Origin of the sequence: Pedobacter agri PB92 (genome assembly GCF_000258495.1) — a bacterium.
GTDB classification, from domain to species: domain Bacteria; phylum Bacteroidota; class Bacteroidia; order Sphingobacteriales; family Sphingobacteriaceae; genus Pedobacter; species Pedobacter agri.
In genome coordinates this window covers 1-16,846 of sequence record NZ_AJLG01000011.1, presented here as the reverse complement: position 1 = coordinate 16,846, position 16,846 = coordinate 1, and the positions used below count along the sequence as shown (strand labels likewise).

Genomic DNA, 16,846 nt, shown 5'->3' with positions numbered 1-16,846 from the left:
TTAACCAATTCTTTTTTAGATGGGCGATCATTATGATCGCCCATTTTTTTTTGCATTTTAAATCTATATCGTATCCCTCAATGTTATCTGGAATGAGTTATTGCGATAGATTGGAAATTGAATTTGGCTGGCAAACCCGCTTCTACGATAATATCATTCGTGGCCAGCAGGTGTTCGAAATATTTAAAATTATATCTTGAATAATGCCACTAAACGGGAAACAGATAAATTCCACACCAATAAATAAAAAACAAAAAATCCCCAGCTGAAATTAATCAACCGGGGATTTAAACTAATAATCAAATACTATAACGCCGCTAATGCAGCATTTAAAGTCTCACTAGGACGCATCGCTTTTCCAGCCAATTCATCGTTTGGATGATAATAACCACCGATTTCCTGCGCTTTACCTTGAGCTCCAATTAATTCTTCTTTAATTTTCGATTCATTTTCAGTTAACGCTTTCGCCAACGGTGAAAATCTTTCTTTTAATTCTGCATCTTTACTTTGTGCAGCTAATGCTTCAGCCCAATATAATGCAAGATAGAAATGAGAACCACGATTATCAATTGTTCCTAATTTTCTACCTGGAGATTTATCTTCCGCTAAAAATTTAGCATTTGCTTCATCTAATGCATCTGCTAAAACTTGTGCTTTTGCATTGTTTTGTGTTTGCGATAAATGTTCTAAAGAAGCTTGAAGCGCTAAAAATTCACCTAAAGAATCCCAGCGTAAATAACCTTCATGGATAAACTGCTCGATGTGTTTCGGAGCAGAACCTCCGGCACCAGTTTCAAATAAACCGCCACTATTCATCAAAGGAACGATAGATAACATTTTAGCAGAAGTTCCAAGTTCTAAAATTGGAAACAAATCTGTCAAATAATCACGTAATACGTTACCGGTAACTGAAATGGTATCTTCCCCTTTACGAATACGCTCTAAAGTAAATTTAGTGGCTTCAATTGGAGCAAGGATACGAATATCTAAACCAGTAGTATCGTGATCTTTTAAATATTGATTTACTTTTTTAATAATTTCTCTATCATGTGCTCTGTTTTCATCCAACCAGAAAACCGCTGGCGTTTCAGATAAACGAGCCCGGTTTACAGCCAGTTTAACCCAATCCTGAATAGGCGCATCTTTGGTTTGGCACATGCGGAAAATGTCTCCCGTGGAAACCTTTTGATCAAAGAAAACTTTTCCGTCAGCATCAGTAACACGGATTAGGCCATTTGCAGTTGCCTGGAAAGTTTTATCATGAGAACCATATTCTTCAGCTTTTTGCGCCATTAAACCAACGTTTGGAACCGAACCAATTGAAGTCACGTCAAAAGCACCGTTTGCTTTGCAGTCGTCAATAGTAGCCGTGTAAACCCCAGCGTATGAACGATCAGGAATTAAAGCGATGGTATCTTCAGGTTGTCCTTCTTTATTCCACATTTGTCCTGAAGTACGAATCATAGCAGGCATAGATGCATCAACAATTACATCACTTGGCACATGCAGGTTGGTAATTCCTTTATCAGAATTCACCATCGCTAAAGCCGGTCCGTTTTCAATGGCCTGAGCAAGAGCGGCCTCTACTTCAGCTTGTTGTGCGTTGCCTGCGATTTTTGCATAAACATCGCCTAAACCGTTTCGGGTATCAATATTTAAGGTTTTAAAAAGATCGGCATATTTTGTAAAAACATCTGCAAAATAAACTTCTACGATGGCGCCGAATATAATCGGATCAGAAACTTTCATCATGGTTGCCTTTAAATGCGCTGACAACAAAACGCCTGCGGCTTTAGCTTCCTCGATTTCTTTAGCAACAAAAGTTTTTAATGCCGATAAGCTAAGTGCAGAGCTATCAATCACCTCTCCTGCTTTTAATGGCGAAAGGCCTTTTAATTCAGTTACTGCACCATCTTCTGCAACAAATTCAATTTTAAACTGTGAAGCTGTTTCAACCGTAGTAGATTTTTCTGAACCATAGAAATCGCCTTCTGTCATGCTGGCTACCCTGGTTTTAGAATCTGCAGACCATTTGCCCATTGAATGTGGGTTTTGCTTAGCATAATTCTTAACCGCTTTCGGTGCTCTTCTGTCAGAGTTTCCTTCGCGTAAAACAGGATTTACTGCCGAACCTAAAACTTTAGCATATTTAGCTTTGATTGCTTTTTCCTCTTCAGTTTGAGCATTATCCGGATAATTCGGCAAGGCAAAACCTTGCTGCTGCAATTCGGTAATGGCATCAACCAATTGTGGAATAGATGCTGATATATTTGGTAACTTGATGATGTTTGCTTCTGGAGTGGTTGCCAATGCACCCAGCTCAGCCAAAGCATCGCCAATTTTTTGATCGTCTTTTAAATACTCCGGAAAGTTAGCCAAAATTCTTCCTGCTAAAGAAATATCTCTGGTTTCTACATCAATACCTGCAGATGCGGTAAAAGCTTGTACGATAGGTAAAAGTGAATAAGTTGCCAACATTGGCGCCTCATCGGTTTTGGTGTAGATAATTTTTGATGTATTTGACATGTTTAAATTGATTTTGCTTTAAAAGGTTAACTATTGATCGGTTAAAATAAAAAACCGAGCTTTTTTTAAATCGCCTAAAGATAAAAGAATCGAATGAATTAAGGAACATTGTAATGTTATTTATGGTTTGATTGTTTTTATCATAAGTCAATCCAGTATTTTTTATTCAAAAACATCTGCACATTTTTTCTGTTGTATTTTCTGTGAAACATATCTCATTTCCTGAAAAATATTAATTATGAAAAATCAGATTTTATACGCAACAATGTTGTCAGCTTCGGTTTTAGTAAGCTGCCAATCAAATTCAAACAAAACCTCTGAGCCACAGGGCGATTCAACAACTTTAACTACAGAAACCCAGCAAGTAGAACTGCCTGCACCTGATACCACAGCAGCTAAAAACAAGTTTAGTAAGGTGCTTGGCTGGCCTGAGAACAAAACGCCGGTTGCGCCGGCAGGATTTGTAGTGACAAAATTTGCATCAGATATTAAAAGTCCGAGAAATACTTACATTGCTCCTAACGGCGATGTATTGATTGTTTTAAGTAATTCGGAACGCAGTACCAAGGAAAAAATCGCTAACACCGTAACGGGAAAGGCAAAATCGGAGGTAGCTGGTGCCAGTGCCAATACCATTTTATTATACCGTGATGCCAATAAAGATGGCGTAGCAGAAATTAAAACCACTTTTTTATCTGGTCTTAACCAACCTTATGGCGTAACAATCATCGGAAACTCATTTTATGTAGCCAACACCGATGGTTTGTGGCAATACCCTTATAAAACAGGTGACACCAAAATCTCCGGAACAGGGAAGAAAATTTTAAGTTTGCCAGCGGGAGGTTACAATAATCACTGGACAAGAAACCTGATTACCAACGAAGACAAAAGCAAAATTTATGTAACAGTGGGTTCAGGAAGTAATGTTGGCGAAAATGGCATGGAAAACGAGGTAAGAAGAGCCAATATCCTGGAAATTAATCCAGATGGTACAGGCGAAAAAATTTATGCCAGCGGTTTAAGAAACCCGGTTGGTGTAGATTGGGCACCTGGAACCAAAATGCTTTGGACTGCAGTTAACGAGCGAGACGGATTAGGAGATGATTTGGTTCCGGATTACATTACCAGTGTAAAACCAGGTGCTTTTTATGGCTGGCCTTATGCGTATTTTGGTCCTAATGAAGATCCGAGATTAAAAGGAAAAAATCCAGAACTGGTTAAGAAAACCATTGCTCCTGATGTTCCGGTTGGTTCGCACACTGCTTCGTTAGGTTTGGCTTTTTACAAAGACAAGAAATTCCCTACTAAATATCAGGGTGGCGCTTTTATAGGGCAACATGGCTCATGGAACCGTTCGGCCTTGGCGGGATACAAAGTATTATTTGTTCCTTTTAAGGATGGAAAACCAACAGGAAAACCGGAGGATTTTTTAACTGGTTTTATTGCAGATCAAGATAAAGCCGAAGTTTATGGCAGACCAGTAGGAATTACCCAGACACCAGATGGCGCTTTACTTGTTGCTGATGATGTTAGTGGCGTGGTGTGGCGAGTGGCTGCAAAATAATTTACCCTTAAAATCCGCAGATATCACTTATTTATCTGCGGATGTTTTTGCTTGATTTTTAAACCAACAAATATTGAAATCTACATTTACTACTCTTTTGTTGCTTTGTTGCGGCATTAGCTTTGCTCAAATTACGAAAGTTGATAGCACAAGAAAGCTCAAGGATGTAGTCATCCAGGGGTATTATAATACCCAACCACTGCTAAGGTCGGTATCTGCGGTAACATTGCTGGACAGCAACCAACTCAAAAATCAGCAGAATACATCATTGGTAAGTTCGTTTAATACCATCACAGGCGTTAGAATGGAAGAAAGATCGCCAGGAAGCTACCGTTTATCTTTGCGTGGAAGCTTGTTGCGATCGCCTTTTGGCATTAGAAACATCAAAATCTATATTGATGAACTTCCTTTAACTGATGCCGGCGGAAATACCTATCTGAATGCCCTTGACCCCACTGCGATACAATCAGCCGAAGTATATAAAGGTCCGGAAGCTAATATTTTTGGCGCTAACACTGGAGGTGCAGTTTTAATCCGTTCTGCTGGTTTGGATCAAAATAAAATTGAAGCCTCCTTAACTGCTGGATCTTATGGCCTGTTTCACCAGACCGCAAATATTGAAAGAAGTTTTAAAAATTACAGTTTCAGCATCGTAGAAGGTTATCAGCGAAGTGATGGCTATCGCCAGAATAGTGGCATGGAGCGAAAATATCTGCAAACTTCGCACCGCTGGAATTACAATAATAAAGGCAGTTTGAAACTTTTTGCTTTCTACAGCGATTTAAGCTATAAAACACCAGGAGGCTTAACCTTGACTCAAATGCAGCAAGACCCTAAAGCCGGCCGCCCCGCCACGCCAACCTTGCCCGGTGCTGTTACCCAACAAGCAGGCATTTATAACCAGACTACATTTGCCGGCATAACCAATACTTATCAACTATCTGAAAATTTTAAGCATGTTGTATCAATTTTCACTACTTATACCGATTTCAAAAATCCGTTTATAACCAATTACGAAAAACGTTATGAGAGCACTTTGGGCTTGCGGACATTTCTTGAATATATTCATTCAAAAGAAAACTTAAAAGTAAATGCCCAGCTAGGTATTGAAAGTGCAGGAACCAAAACCCAGGTTCGAAATTTCAATAACAATGCAGGCGAAGCAACAGCAATGCAAGCATCAGACTGGTTAAAGGCCAACCAGGATTTTGCTTTTTTGAGGTTGAATTTTGATATCGGCCAAAAACTTTTAATAGAACTCGCTTCAAGTATCAATTTCTTCAATTACAAATATGAAAGCATCTTCCCTATTCCGGTTGCAAAGCAAAAACGTACTTTCACTGAGCAATGGATGCCAAAACTGGCCGCTTCGTATTTGCTGAACAATAGCCTTTCTTTAAGAGCTTCCATCAGCAAAGGTTATTCGCCACCTACTATTGCCGAGGTAAGATCCTCCGATAATAACATCAATAATAATCTCCAGGCCGAACTGGGTTGGAATTACGAAGCTGGCCTAAGATTTAACAGCAGGAACAATCGTTTTTATGCCAATGCAAATGTTTTTCAGTTTGAACTTCGTGATGCCATAGTAAGAAGGTTGAACGCCAACGATACAGAATTTTTCATTAATGCCGGCGGTACCAGGCAAAAAGGCATTGAGTTAGAAACATCTTTCTGGATTATAAAAAACGAAGAATCATTTTTAACAGGCATCCAATTGAGAAGCAGTTATAGCTACAGTCACTTTCGTTTCAGTGATTTTCAAAATGGTAATACTGATTTTACAGGAAACAAACTCACAGGAGTTCCGGCAAACGTGATTGTTAGTAATTTACTGTTTGAATCGAAAATTGGCGTTTATCTCTTTGCCCAACATAACTATACCAGTATGATTCCGTTAAATGATGCCAATACGGCTTTTGCAGACAAATATCATCTGATAGAATTAAAAGCGGGTATTCGTGATTTAAAAATGGGCAAAACAAAAATCGAATTTTTTGCAGGTATAAATAATCTTTTAAATGAAAAATATAGCCTGGGCAATGATTTAAATGCTGTAGGCAACCGATATTACAATCCTGCAGCAGGCCTCAATTTCTATTCTGGATTAGCCGTAAAACTGTAAAGCTTAATTGAAATGCAGTAGCCATTTGACTTACTGCATTTCAATTAGTGACGATCTTAGTTCGTTAATGTCATTTCCTTTACAATTAATTCGCTCACTACAATATCTGTTGTAAATCTTTTTGAACCATCTTTTGCTTCATAACTTCCGGTTTGTAACCGGCCTTCAATGGTCAATTGTGTTCCTTTTTTAATCTGGGCTAAAGCCAGCTCTGCTTTGGCATTCCAAAAAGTTAAAGTAAACCATTGTGTTTTCTTTACCTCTTCACCCGAAGCACTTTTAAAATATTCATTTACCGCCAGATTAACTCTTGCTAATTTTTGATTTCCTGACAGGTTTTTTAATTCTGCATCTGCTCCTGCAAATCCAGTTAATACCACTTTGTTAATTGTACTTTCCATGATCGTAAAATTTAAATAACTTGATGTTTAACGAGCAGCAGTCACCACAACTACCGACAGGACAAAGTTGCAACAAGCAGTAAAACTTAGTCGGAGTTTAAGCATTTATAGTCGTGTATAAGCGTTTAAAACGGATAATATTGCTTGTACTGCCTGTTTCGAAATCTAATTGACTAGCAAAAGCTTACAATTTTTGACGTTCAATTTTGAAATGCCTACAATTCTTTTTAGTTTTAAACATCATCCCATAATAAATAAATCAAATTATTATGGACCGCTCCTGCTTAGATTGCGGCAAAGCCTTGGTAGGCAGAGCCGATAAAAAATTCTGCGACGATTCTTGTCGAAACAATTATAACAACCGCATAAAGAATGATTATTCTATTGTGGTTAAAAAAATTAACCTGATTCTTAAGAAAAACCGGGCAATTTTAGCTGAATTTAATCCCGATGGCAAAGTAAAGATGAAGAAAAGCAAACTCAATTCAGTAGGGTTCAATTTTGACTATCATACCCATACCTACATCACTCAGGCAGGAAAAACCTACCACTTTTGTTATGAATACGGATTTTTGCTTTTAAATGACGATGAGCTTTTACTCGTAAAACGAGATGAAAAGTTATGGCTGAGCTAATTTACAAAACTGTTCGTTCCATTAACGCATGCATTCAAGGGGTATCAATTTCCCAGATTATCTATACAGGACCGACCCAGATTATGTTCCTCGGGAAGCTCCGAGAAAAGCTAACTAAAAAAAATTAGCTGGCAAAGGTTTTGGAATTTGAAGCGAGTTATAATGCCCTGCCTGCAGCAAGCAGCGACTTAAAATCATCCTAACTTCCAAAAGTTAGCTTAACCTTATAAAAAAACTATAGCAAACATTGATAAAATATGGATCACTCAATAAAGGAAATACTGTGGAATCAACTTGGGGCAAGTATAGATATGCTTTTAAACGTCATTTCAAGTTGCCCCGACGATTATTTTCTCACGAATAAACGATTTTATTTTATAGCATTTCACAGTACAATTTTTTTAGACTACTATTCTACAATTTCACCACAAGATTTTTCTCCGCTACTTTCTTTCACACAAAAAGAGCTGTCAGAAAGACCAAAAGAAGCTATTGGCGATTTAATACCCGATGAAATTTATAGCAAAGAAGAAATACTAAAATACCTTAAACAAATTAGAGAGAAGTGCAAACGAATAATTTTCAGTTTAACAGCTGATGAATTGAATAAAAGGTTTAAAGAGGGAGATCAACCAGATGATATGGATTATCCTATTTTGGAAATTTTACTTTATAATATGCGACATACGCAACATCATGCTGCACAATTAAATATGCTTTTACGACAGGATTTAGATAAACATATTGAATGGTCATTTCGAGCAGGTGATATAATCGACGAGTGATCACCACTAATTGCCGTGGATATTGACCTGATATTATCATTTTGAAAATAGATTTTAGTCTTGAACTAAAATTCATAATCCTCAACTTCATCGAAAAAAATTGCCGTACCACCATTGGATGCACCCTCCTCTACCAATGATTCTGGTTCCTATTATCAGAAAATAGAAAACGAATAAAAATTTAATCCTGACACTTTTTTTGTAAAACCTATTCGAATGCTAATTAATCTAAATTTTTAGGAAATATGACTATAGATTTGATTAGTCCTGACAGGTTGGCGAATGGAAATACTTCGATAAAAAAGGAAAGTTTGTAAAAAGAGAATTCAATAAATGATAACACTATGAACAGAACAAATAAACGGAATAATCTTTTTCACATTAAATGGATGTCAAAAATTTCGATCGCAATATTGCTTTCATTTTCTTTTTGTTCATTTGCTCAGCAAAAAATACCTCCACCACCTATACCATCTTCAAAAAAAACAAATACCATTCAGAGTAACGACACAACTTCTAAAGGTAGTTTGACTTCGGAAAAACCCGCTTTAAAAACTAGCCGAAAGCAGTATGTTAATATTGGATATGATGAAAATTACCAAAAGTTGCCGAAGTTAATTTTCGAAACTGCCGATGAAGCTGAATTTTTATCTCTTGAAAAGAAAAAATATATTGAAACTTTTAAGCCTGAGGGAGAAGGGAATTACTTTTACATTCAAACAAGGCTAAAAAAGCATAAGTTTAAGAAACATAATGATTACGGTGGAAAATTGGGTTGGAGCGGATATGAGTTTTCAGGATATTATCCGGCTACTAAACTTTATGCCATTACAGAACATTCAACGTCTGAAAATATAAACTTTAGTCAATTGTTTTTATTAGATAGTTTGAATGACTATAACTATAATATCATTTCGTTTGGTGATGCGAGTGTAGCCTTACCTGTTCCATCCATCAATAATAAATACTTTGTTTATTTCTACAACGCGGTTTATGGGCATAAAAACTGCGACATTGGAGTTTTAAAAATAAATGATAAATCAAATCCCAAAACTTATTTAAGTGAATATGCGAGCTATCGCTCTGCTGATTTTGCAGTCGAAAAAATTATCTGGAAAACAGACAATAGTTTCATTGTAAAAGGCTACGAGGAAGTTTATGAGAATAATCAATGGATAAAAAAATACAAATATTTCAAAACGGAATTTAAATAAATGGATTTACTCCTGGTCGAGCTGTGCTGGTGTCGCTCTGCGGAAAAAGCTGAAGCTGAACATATATATCCCTATCAAATAATGTACAAGCTGTTATGAGTTTCCAGACTAAATGAATAAGCCATCATATCAAAAAAAGAAAAGAAATCGTAAAAATTAGTAAATTCAATATCTTAGTTAAAAGAATATTAAAATGTGCCAACAATATGAATTGTAACAGGCATTGACTATTGGATATGAAAACAACCCCTGAACACGATAAGCGGATTGCAAACATCACTTTTGCATCGGTTTACCCACATTACATCAAAAAGGTGGAAAGCAAAGGCAGAACGTTGGCAGAATTACATCAGGTTATTGGGTGGCTTACAGGTTTCGACATTCAAAAACTGCAAAAACTCATAGAAGAGAAAGCCACATTTGAAACTTTTTTCAATAAAGCAGCATTAAACCCAAATGCAGAGTTAATAACAGGTGTAATTTGTGGCTACCGCATTGAAGATATTGAAACGCCCCTAACTAAACAAATACGGTATTTAGATAAGCTGATTGATGAATTGGCTAAAGGAAAAAAGATGGAAAAAATTCTAAGGCAGTAGTTTAAATCAATATTATGGCAAAAACAAAAACAACTTATACCGGACAAAATGTAGCCGATTTTATAAACGCTTATGTTGATAACGAGCAAAAAAAGGCTGATAGTTTTCAACTGATTAAATTGATGGAAGAATGGTCGGCCGAAGAAGCTAAAATGTTTGGACCAAGCATTATCGGTTTTGGTAACTATCATTACAAATACGCCAGCGGACATGAAGGCGATGCGCCTATTATTGGTTTTTCGCCGAGAAAAAATGCACTTACTTTATATGTTTGTGCTGAAACAGAAGTAAGTAAATTGCTGCTTCCAAACCTTGGCAAATTCAAGATGAGTAAAGCTTGTATTTACGTCAAAAAACTTTCTGATATTAAGCTGGAGGTTTTGAAAGACCTTTGTTTGGAATCAATTAGATACATAAGTGAGCATCATGAATGTTCATGCAGGTAAACGACTTAGATTTACAAAAGGAATCAATCTTCCTATAAGCGATATCATTAATTTTCCGCTTAATTAGGATGGATAAGGTTGCAAACACTTCCAGAGCTAAAAAAATGGCCAATATCAGTTTTAACCCCTTTCCTGTTTTGCAAAGTGAAAGACTTACACTCAGGCAATTATCATTAACCGATCAGCAAGATGTTTTCGCTTTGCGTGCTGACAAAGAAATCAACCAATTTCTGGACAGGAAACCAGCCGAAACGATAGAAGATGCCATCAGGTTCATCAATGTTATTAATGCGAACATCAAAAAAAATATTTCGGTTTACTGGGCAATTACCCTCACCGAAACCAGAGAATTTGTTGGTACCATCTGTCTGTTTGATTTTTCGAATGATAAAACCAGTGTTGAAATTGGCTACGAACTCCTGAAGCGTTTTCAAGGCCGGGGAATTATGAGCGAAGCAATCGAAAAGGTGATCAACTATGTTTTTAAGGTGTTAAAATTTCAGAAAATACTGGCCGTAACCCATTATCAAAACTATGCTTCAGCTAAATTATTAACCAAATACAACTTTCTTCCATCCAAAGATATTGATAATCAACAGATTGATTTTAATACCTTTACACTAACTAATGCACATTTAACGTCTTTATAAACTAACAAAAATACTACCTATGGCAATTATTAACCCACACATTAACTTCAATGGCAATGCCGAAGAAGCTTTTAATTTTTATAAATCAGCATTTGGCGGCGAGTTCCAAAGAATTGTTCGTTTTAAAGATTTATCAAGCGAAGAATTTCCGGTAGATGAAAGTGAGGCAGATAAAATCATGCACATTGCTTTGTCTATTGGCTATAATGCGCTAATGGGCAATGATGTTCCGGCTTTTATGGGTAAAGTAGATGAAAATGAAAACCGATCAAAAATTTCTGTAAGTGCCGAAAGTCGTGAAGAAGCAGATCGGCTATTTCAGGCACTTTCAGCAGGTGGAAATGTTGAAGTGCCGATTGACGACAGTATGTGGGGATCGTATTTTGGAATGTTTAGAGATAAATTTGGGATTGAATGGATGGTAAACTTCGAGCCGGCAGTGTGATCGGCGAGCAGCTCACAACTAAACTTGAAATCGGCATGGTAAAGATTCACGTTCTTATGATTGAGTTTAATAATGGAACGGATAGCGGAAACTCATGAAATTCATTGCATTGATTTTTCTATTGGAGATGTTTACATTTCCACCTTACAGACAAAAAACTGAGACATTGAAAATGAAACAGGAGAGCAATGATCATTTGACATTCACTAGCGGATATGCTGAAGTGAACGGATTGAGAATGTATTATGAAATATACGGTGAAGGAAAACCGATTGTGTTGTTACATGGTGGCGGTTCAACCATTCAGACGAATTTCGAAAAACTCATCCCCTTATTGGCTAAAAACAGAAAAGTTATTGCTGTTGAATTACAGGCGCATGGAAGAACAAGCGATCGTAATGCTGAGTTGACTTTTGAGCAGGATGCCGATGATGTAGCTACATTCCTCAAAAATCTCAATATCAAAAAAGCCGATTTTTTTGGCTTTAGTAATGGAGGAACAATTTGTTTACAGCTTGCCATCTGGCATCCAAAACTGATTAACAAACTGATTTTAGGCTCTGCATTAGCCAAACGAAACGGTGTGCCCAACTGGTTTTGGGATTTTATGGCACAGGCCAGGCTGGATAATATGCCGGAACCCTTAAAAAAAGGTTATCAAGCAGTTGCCGCAAATAAGAATGGCCTGCAAAACATGCATGATAAGGATGCCCGCAGAATGGTAAATTTTAAAGACATTCCAGATGAGCAGCTTAAATCGATTCAATCCCCAACCCTAATCATTATCGGCGATAAGGATGTGATCACACCTGAACATGCCATCAACTTACATCATTTAATTTCGAATTCATCGTTGGCTATTATCCCGGGAGGACATGGTGAATATATTGGAGAAATTACGACGATTAAACCTAACTTTAAGGAAAGTGATTTGGTAGTGCCAATGATAGAAAAGTTTTTAAATGATACGAGCCATTGACAGAAAGCCTGGTTTAAACATTCTCACCCAGCTATTGCAAATAATAATCCATTCTTTACGAATCATTAAGCAAATGAAGCGAATTTAAAATGTAGCCTGACGGGTTGAAATAGAAACTTTATTTTAGAATTATTAAACATATTTTAATTTATTGTTATGGCAAACGCAACCAACCCGGAAAATAAAAAATTAACGAAAGCGCACATCTTCTTATTGGTGGGTGTATTAGCTGCATTTATTATTTATGGTTTATATGAGGTAGTATGGAAGACAAAACTGAACGGAACCACACTGATTGATAATCCTACCGGTAAGCCACTGGCTGTAACCATTGATGGTACAGATTACGAAATTCCCGCTAATTCTTTTGAAAAAATCGATCTGGAAATTGGTCATCATAAAATTAGTTGCAAAGCATACCAAATCGCCGACCAGGATTTGCATCTCGACCCAACTGAATACGGGGTAATTAATCCAACAAAATCGAAGTACGTTATCTATAACATCATTTACACAAAAAAAGACCTGAGCAGCAAATTCAAGGCTTATCAGGTAGAAGGCAAGGAAATTTATTCGTTGCTTGGAGAGCCGGAAGTGACGACTGCGTTATTTATCCCCGATAGAACTCTGGGAAAAGGTAATATTGATGATAAGGAACCTGCTTTCGAGAATTACAATCGCGTGAATCAAGATTATGCTTTCCTCACTAAAATATTCAGATTGAATGATTTCTTTGAGTTTTATGATAAGAATAATAAGTAGTTTTCAATAGAGAACACTTATTAACCTGTCGCATTGAACCCTCAATATTGCCGTATTTGCATAGTTGAAAGCGCATTTTATTTGCAGATATTTAACTTATACTTTCTAAATCAACAAGATAGAAAAATAAGGAGTTAAATATTATGAGAAAAATAACAGTATTATCGATGATCACTTTAGATGGAGTGATGCAAGCGCCAGGTGGACCTGAAGAAGATTTATCAGGAGGCTTTGAATATGGTGGCTGGAGTGCGCCTTTCAATGATGAGGAATCGGGGAAGATAATGCAGAAGTTAATGCAGCCTTCTGATCTGCTATTGGGTAGAAAAACATTCAAAATATGGGAAGATTACTGGCCTAAGCACACCAACTACTGGCCAAGCATAAATACGGTAACAAAATATGTCTTGTCGACTACAGTTACAAAATCTGATTGGCAGAATACAGTTTTTATTAACGGAATTGAAGATATTAAACAAATCAAAAATTCAGATGGATCAGACTTACAAGTTTGGGGTAGCAGCGAACTTATTCAATTGTTGTTAAAAAATGATCTGATTGATGAATTATGGCTTTTTATTCATCCACTAACACTCGGGAAAGGAAAAAATTATTTGTTGATGGTGCCATTCCAGCCTCTTTCACCCTTCAAGAGAGTGTTGTTACGTCAAAAGGCTTGATTATGGCCAATTTCTCAAGGGCTGGAAATGTAAAAACCGGCACAAGTGGTAATTAAATTAGGCATTTTCTCTATCTTTAGGATTGGATAATCAAAATTTGAGCATCTCGATTTTGAAGTCAAAGTATTTACCCTAATCCGAATGAATTCATTTTTACCCATATTGGGTTTGATTATTTTAGCGGTAATTATCATCGGGACTTACCGCATGATCATTATAAAAAGACAACACAGAAAACTGAATGATCTCCGTTTTAACAGGGTAAAGCCGCTTTATGATAAGCTCAATACGGCGGCAGAACTTACGCCTACGGAAGTAAAGCCTTATGCCGAAAATCTGCTTACCCGTGAAACGACTTATCAATTGTTAAATGAACATCAAAAATTATCGCTGTTCCCAGGAGAATTAGTTACGATTGAAAAAGCAGCTGAAAGTAATCTGGCGAACTGGTTAGAATTTCCTACAGAATTAGGCACATGCCCTGATGAAATTGAACATATTAAGCGGGTAGGCATTGATTTTGATGGAAAACGCCACATGGTTTTTTATGAAGTATTTAAATATAAAACGCTCGAGCCACATTGGGCAGCAAAAGACGATTGGATTTTGGGAGTGGTTGGTCCGTATTTTGAAGATAGCAAACCCTATGATTTTCCTCAGGCAACTTTCAGCAGAGTAAGCAGTACGTTGGAAACAACAAGCCCGGATGAAGAGGCAAAATGGGTACACGAACATATTTCGCGAAGACGATAATTTCATGTTTTCTTAACAACAACAGTATGGATATTAAATCAACAACCATTCACAGTCCCTTTGCGCAAGCTTATTTTCATGGTACCAAAGCTGATTTAAAGCCAGGAGATTTGATTACCGTGGGCATTAGTTCCAACTACGGGCAACAAAAAGCAGCCAAATACATCTACCTTTCTGGTACCTTAGATGCTGCAATTTGGGGTGCAGAACTTGCTTTGGGCGATGCAAAAGAAAGAATTTACGTGGTTGAGCCTACCGGAGATATTGAGGACGATCCTAATTTAACGGATAAAAAGTTCCCGGGTAACCCAACCAAATCTTACCGTTCAAAAGATCCATTTAAAGTGATCGCCGAGATTACTGTTTGGCAGGGCCATCCTCAGGCACAGATTGAAACTATGAAAGCAGCCTTGGCAAAACTCAAAGACCAGGGCATTGAAGCCATTGAGGATTAGTTGCTTTTTTAATTCTTCTCCTTCATCCCAAAAAAATAGAGCCCAAATAACAACCCAAATTTTTACCAAATGGCAAATTCTTTATTTGTTTCTTTAGCTACCTTGTGCGCATGAAAGAATTGTTTGACTTCATCTTAAGGTTTGGAAATCTCAATCCGCAACAAATAGATTTTATTGCCGGTAAATCGATAACGCTGGAACTTAAAAAAGATGAATATTTTTCTGAAGCTGGAAAAATTGCCCGCCAGGTTGGCTTTATTGTCGATGGAATTTTACGCGTTTGCTATTATAATAACCAGGGAGAGGAAATCACTAAATATTTTATTGAAGAAAATAACCTTGTTGTCGATTTGGAGAGCTTCAATAATGAAATTTGTTCCAGTGCTTACGTTCAGGCAGTTACAGACTGTAAAATGATTGTTTTCCAGCGGAAAGACTGGCTGGAGCTTCTGCAAACCATTATAGGTTGGGACACCATCGTAAATAAAATTACCACCAGAGCTTTAATGCAAAAAGTAGAAAGAAGAAGTCCTTTAGTTTCAGAAGATGCAACTACCCGTTACCTGAAATTTTTGGAAATCTATCCCACTGTTGTTAACCGGATTCCACTATCTTATATTGCTTCTTATCTGGGTGTTACCCAATCTTCGCTCAGTAGAATCAGAAAAAATATCCGCTAAAACACTTTTTGCCAAATGGCAAATGATTTCAGTTTTTAAAGCCGCAGCTTTACATCATTAATTAAAAGATAAGAAAAATGAAATCAGCATTAATAACAGGAGCCAATAGAAGTATCGGTTTGGAAACAGCAAAACAATTATCAAAACAAGGTATTTTCGTTTATTTAGGTAGCCGCGATCTTGCAAAAGGAAACGAAGTTATCGGTACGTTAACCGAACAAGGATTTAAAAACATTAAAGCGATTGAAATTGATGTGACGAACGCTGATTCGATTATTGCCGCGAAAAATATCATTGAGCAGGAACAGGGAAAACTGGATATATTAATCAACAATGCTGGCGTTTTGGGTGTGAATCCTCAAACCGCAACGGAAACTGCTGTTGATGACATTAAAGCAGTTTTTGAAACCAATTTTTTTGGCGTAATCCAGGTTACCCAAACTTTTTTGGATCTGCTTAAAAAATCTGATGCGCCAAGAATCAGCAACATTACTTCAGGATTAGGTTCATTAACGTTGCATAGCGATCCAAGCTGGAAGTACTATCAGGTTAAAGCGGCAGCGTATGGCCCATCGAAATCGGCATTAAATGCTTACACCATTGTATTAGCTTATGAGTTAAAAGATTCAGCATTTAAAGTTAATGTAATTGATCCAGGTTATACCGCAACAGACTTCAATCACCACAGCGGCCCCGGAACCGTAGAAAGCGCAGCCAGTTTCATTATTAAACATACGTTAACAGATGAAAACGGACCAACCGGACAATTTTTCAGTAATGATATTGAAGATGAATCAGGAATCAGTCCATGGTAGATTAATTCTTCAATAAAATTTTTAATGCCCTGCAAACCTATGCAGGGCATTTTTTATGTAATATCTGTTAAGTTCCATTACGTCCCTCAATCAACTACAGGTTGTGGGCTATAAATAATTTTGCTAATTTTATTTGAACCAAAATATACTTCATCAACTATTATGAGCTCAAATCACAGAACACTTTCGCCAGAGCAAATAGAAAACTTATTAAATATCTTAAAAGCCAGATTTGAAAAAAACAAGCATCGCCATGAACATATCTCATGGGATGATGTACAGGCAAGGCTTGAAGCTCATCCTGAGAAATTATGGTCGCTAGATGAAAGTGG

General features: G+C 37.0%; 19 protein-coding genes. 17 read left to right on the top strand and 2 right to left on the bottom strand.

All coding sequences use genetic code 11. The features are described from left to right. Positions 1 to 306: 306 nt before the first annotated feature. Entirely contained in the window at positions 307 to 2,526 is a 2,220-nt protein-coding gene (locus ON09_RS02935) for an NADP-dependent isocitrate dehydrogenase (protein ID WP_010599569.1), read from the bottom strand. Between the two features lie 238 nt (positions 2,527 to 2,764). On the opposite strand from ON09_RS02935, the gene ON09_RS02930 reads away from it, so the two are divergent. Both ON09_RS02930 and ON09_RS02925 read left to right on the top strand, forming a co-directional pair. Continuing rightward, positions 2,765 to 4,090, top strand: coding sequence for a PQQ-dependent sugar dehydrogenase (locus ON09_RS02930; protein ID WP_010599568.1), 1,326 nt, complete (start codon positions 2,765 to 2,767; stop codon positions 4,088 to 4,090). 73 nt (positions 4,091 to 4,163) lie between these two features. Further along, positions 4,164 to 6,215, top strand: coding sequence for a TonB-dependent receptor (locus tag ON09_RS02925; protein ID WP_010599567.1), 2,052 nt, complete (start codon positions 4,164 to 4,166; stop codon positions 6,213 to 6,215). 56 nt (positions 6,216 to 6,271) lie between these two features. On the opposite strand, the gene ON09_RS02920 is transcribed toward ON09_RS02925, so the two are convergent. After that, positions 6,272 to 6,616, bottom strand: coding sequence for a single-stranded DNA-binding protein (locus ON09_RS02920; protein WP_010599566.1), 345 nt, complete (start codon positions 6,614 to 6,616; stop codon positions 6,272 to 6,274). Between the two features lie 269 nt (positions 6,617 to 6,885). Between ON09_RS02920 and ON09_RS02915 the strand changes: the two genes are divergently transcribed. The 15 genes from ON09_RS02915 to ON09_RS26755 all read left to right on the top strand — a co-directional run. After that, positions 6,886 to 7,251 carry a hypothetical protein gene (locus tag ON09_RS02915; RefSeq protein WP_010599565.1) on the top strand — a complete coding sequence of 122 codons (366 nt, stop codon included), beginning with the start codon at positions 6,886 to 6,888 and terminating at the stop codon, positions 7,249 to 7,251. A 257-nt stretch (positions 7,252 to 7,508) separates the two neighbouring features. Continuing rightward, positions 7,509 to 8,036 carry a DinB family protein gene (locus ON09_RS02910; protein WP_010599564.1) on the top strand — a complete coding sequence of 176 codons (528 nt, stop codon included), beginning with the start codon at positions 7,509 to 7,511 and terminating at the stop codon, positions 8,034 to 8,036. Between the two features lie 389 nt (positions 8,037 to 8,425). Beyond that, on the top strand, positions 8,426 to 9,250 hold the full coding sequence (locus ON09_RS02905) for a hypothetical protein (RefSeq protein ID WP_157258817.1): 825 nt from the start codon (positions 8,426 to 8,428) through the stop codon (positions 9,248 to 9,250). Positions 9,251 to 9,486: 236 nt separating this feature from the next. Further along, positions 9,487 to 9,849: a DUF2200 domain-containing protein gene (locus tag ON09_RS02900; protein WP_010599562.1), complete on the top strand. Its 363-nt coding sequence runs from the start codon at positions 9,487 to 9,489 to the stop codon at positions 9,847 to 9,849. A gap of 14 nt (positions 9,850 to 9,863) precedes the next feature. After that, complete coding sequence (locus ON09_RS02895) at positions 9,864 to 10,295, top strand: DUF1801 domain-containing protein (RefSeq protein WP_010599561.1); 432 nt, start codon at positions 9,864 to 9,866, stop codon at positions 10,293 to 10,295. Between the two features lie 68 nt (positions 10,296 to 10,363). Beyond that, the gene (locus tag ON09_RS02890) at positions 10,364 to 10,945 is read left to right on the top strand and encodes a GNAT family N-acetyltransferase (protein ID WP_010599560.1); all 582 of its coding nucleotides are present in this window, start codon (positions 10,364 to 10,366) and stop codon (positions 10,943 to 10,945) included. A gap of 19 nt (positions 10,946 to 10,964) precedes the next feature. Beyond that, on the top strand, positions 10,965 to 11,390 hold the full coding sequence (locus ON09_RS02885; protein ID WP_010599559.1) for a VOC family protein: 426 nt from the start codon (positions 10,965 to 10,967) through the stop codon (positions 11,388 to 11,390). Between the two features lie 94 nt (positions 11,391 to 11,484). Then, a complete protein-coding gene (locus ON09_RS02880; RefSeq protein ID WP_010599558.1) occupies positions 11,485 to 12,369 on the top strand; it encodes an alpha/beta fold hydrolase in 885 nt (294 codons plus the stop codon). A gap of 156 nt (positions 12,370 to 12,525) precedes the next feature. Then, entirely contained in the window at positions 12,526 to 13,131 is a 606-nt protein-coding gene (locus ON09_RS02875; RefSeq protein WP_010599557.1) for a hypothetical protein, read from the top strand. Between the two features lie 143 nt (positions 13,132 to 13,274). Beyond that, positions 13,275 to 13,811, top strand: a complete 537-nt coding sequence (locus ON09_RS02870) for a dihydrofolate reductase family protein (RefSeq protein WP_010599556.1) — start codon at positions 13,275 to 13,277, stop codon at positions 13,809 to 13,811. Between the two features lie 141 nt (positions 13,812 to 13,952). Further along, positions 13,953 to 14,564, top strand: a complete 612-nt coding sequence (locus ON09_RS02865) for a hypothetical protein (protein WP_010599555.1) — start codon at positions 13,953 to 13,955, stop codon at positions 14,562 to 14,564. A gap of 26 nt (positions 14,565 to 14,590) precedes the next feature. Continuing rightward, on the top strand, positions 14,591 to 15,019 hold the full coding sequence (gene arr / locus ON09_RS02860) for an NAD(+)--rifampin ADP-ribosyltransferase (protein WP_010599554.1): 429 nt from the start codon (positions 14,591 to 14,593) through the stop codon (positions 15,017 to 15,019). 110 nt (positions 15,020 to 15,129) lie between these two features. Continuing rightward, on the top strand, positions 15,130 to 15,699 hold the full coding sequence (locus ON09_RS02855; protein ID WP_010599553.1) for a Crp/Fnr family transcriptional regulator: 570 nt from the start codon (positions 15,130 to 15,132) through the stop codon (positions 15,697 to 15,699). 77 nt (positions 15,700 to 15,776) lie between these two features. Further along, positions 15,777 to 16,514, top strand: coding sequence for an SDR family NAD(P)-dependent oxidoreductase (locus tag ON09_RS02850; RefSeq protein ID WP_010599552.1), 738 nt, complete (start codon positions 15,777 to 15,779; stop codon positions 16,512 to 16,514). A gap of 162 nt (positions 16,515 to 16,676) precedes the next feature. After that, the coding region (locus ON09_RS26755; RefSeq protein ID WP_010599551.1) for a DUF4256 domain-containing protein at positions 16,677 to 16,846 on the top strand (170 nt) is incomplete at its 3' end.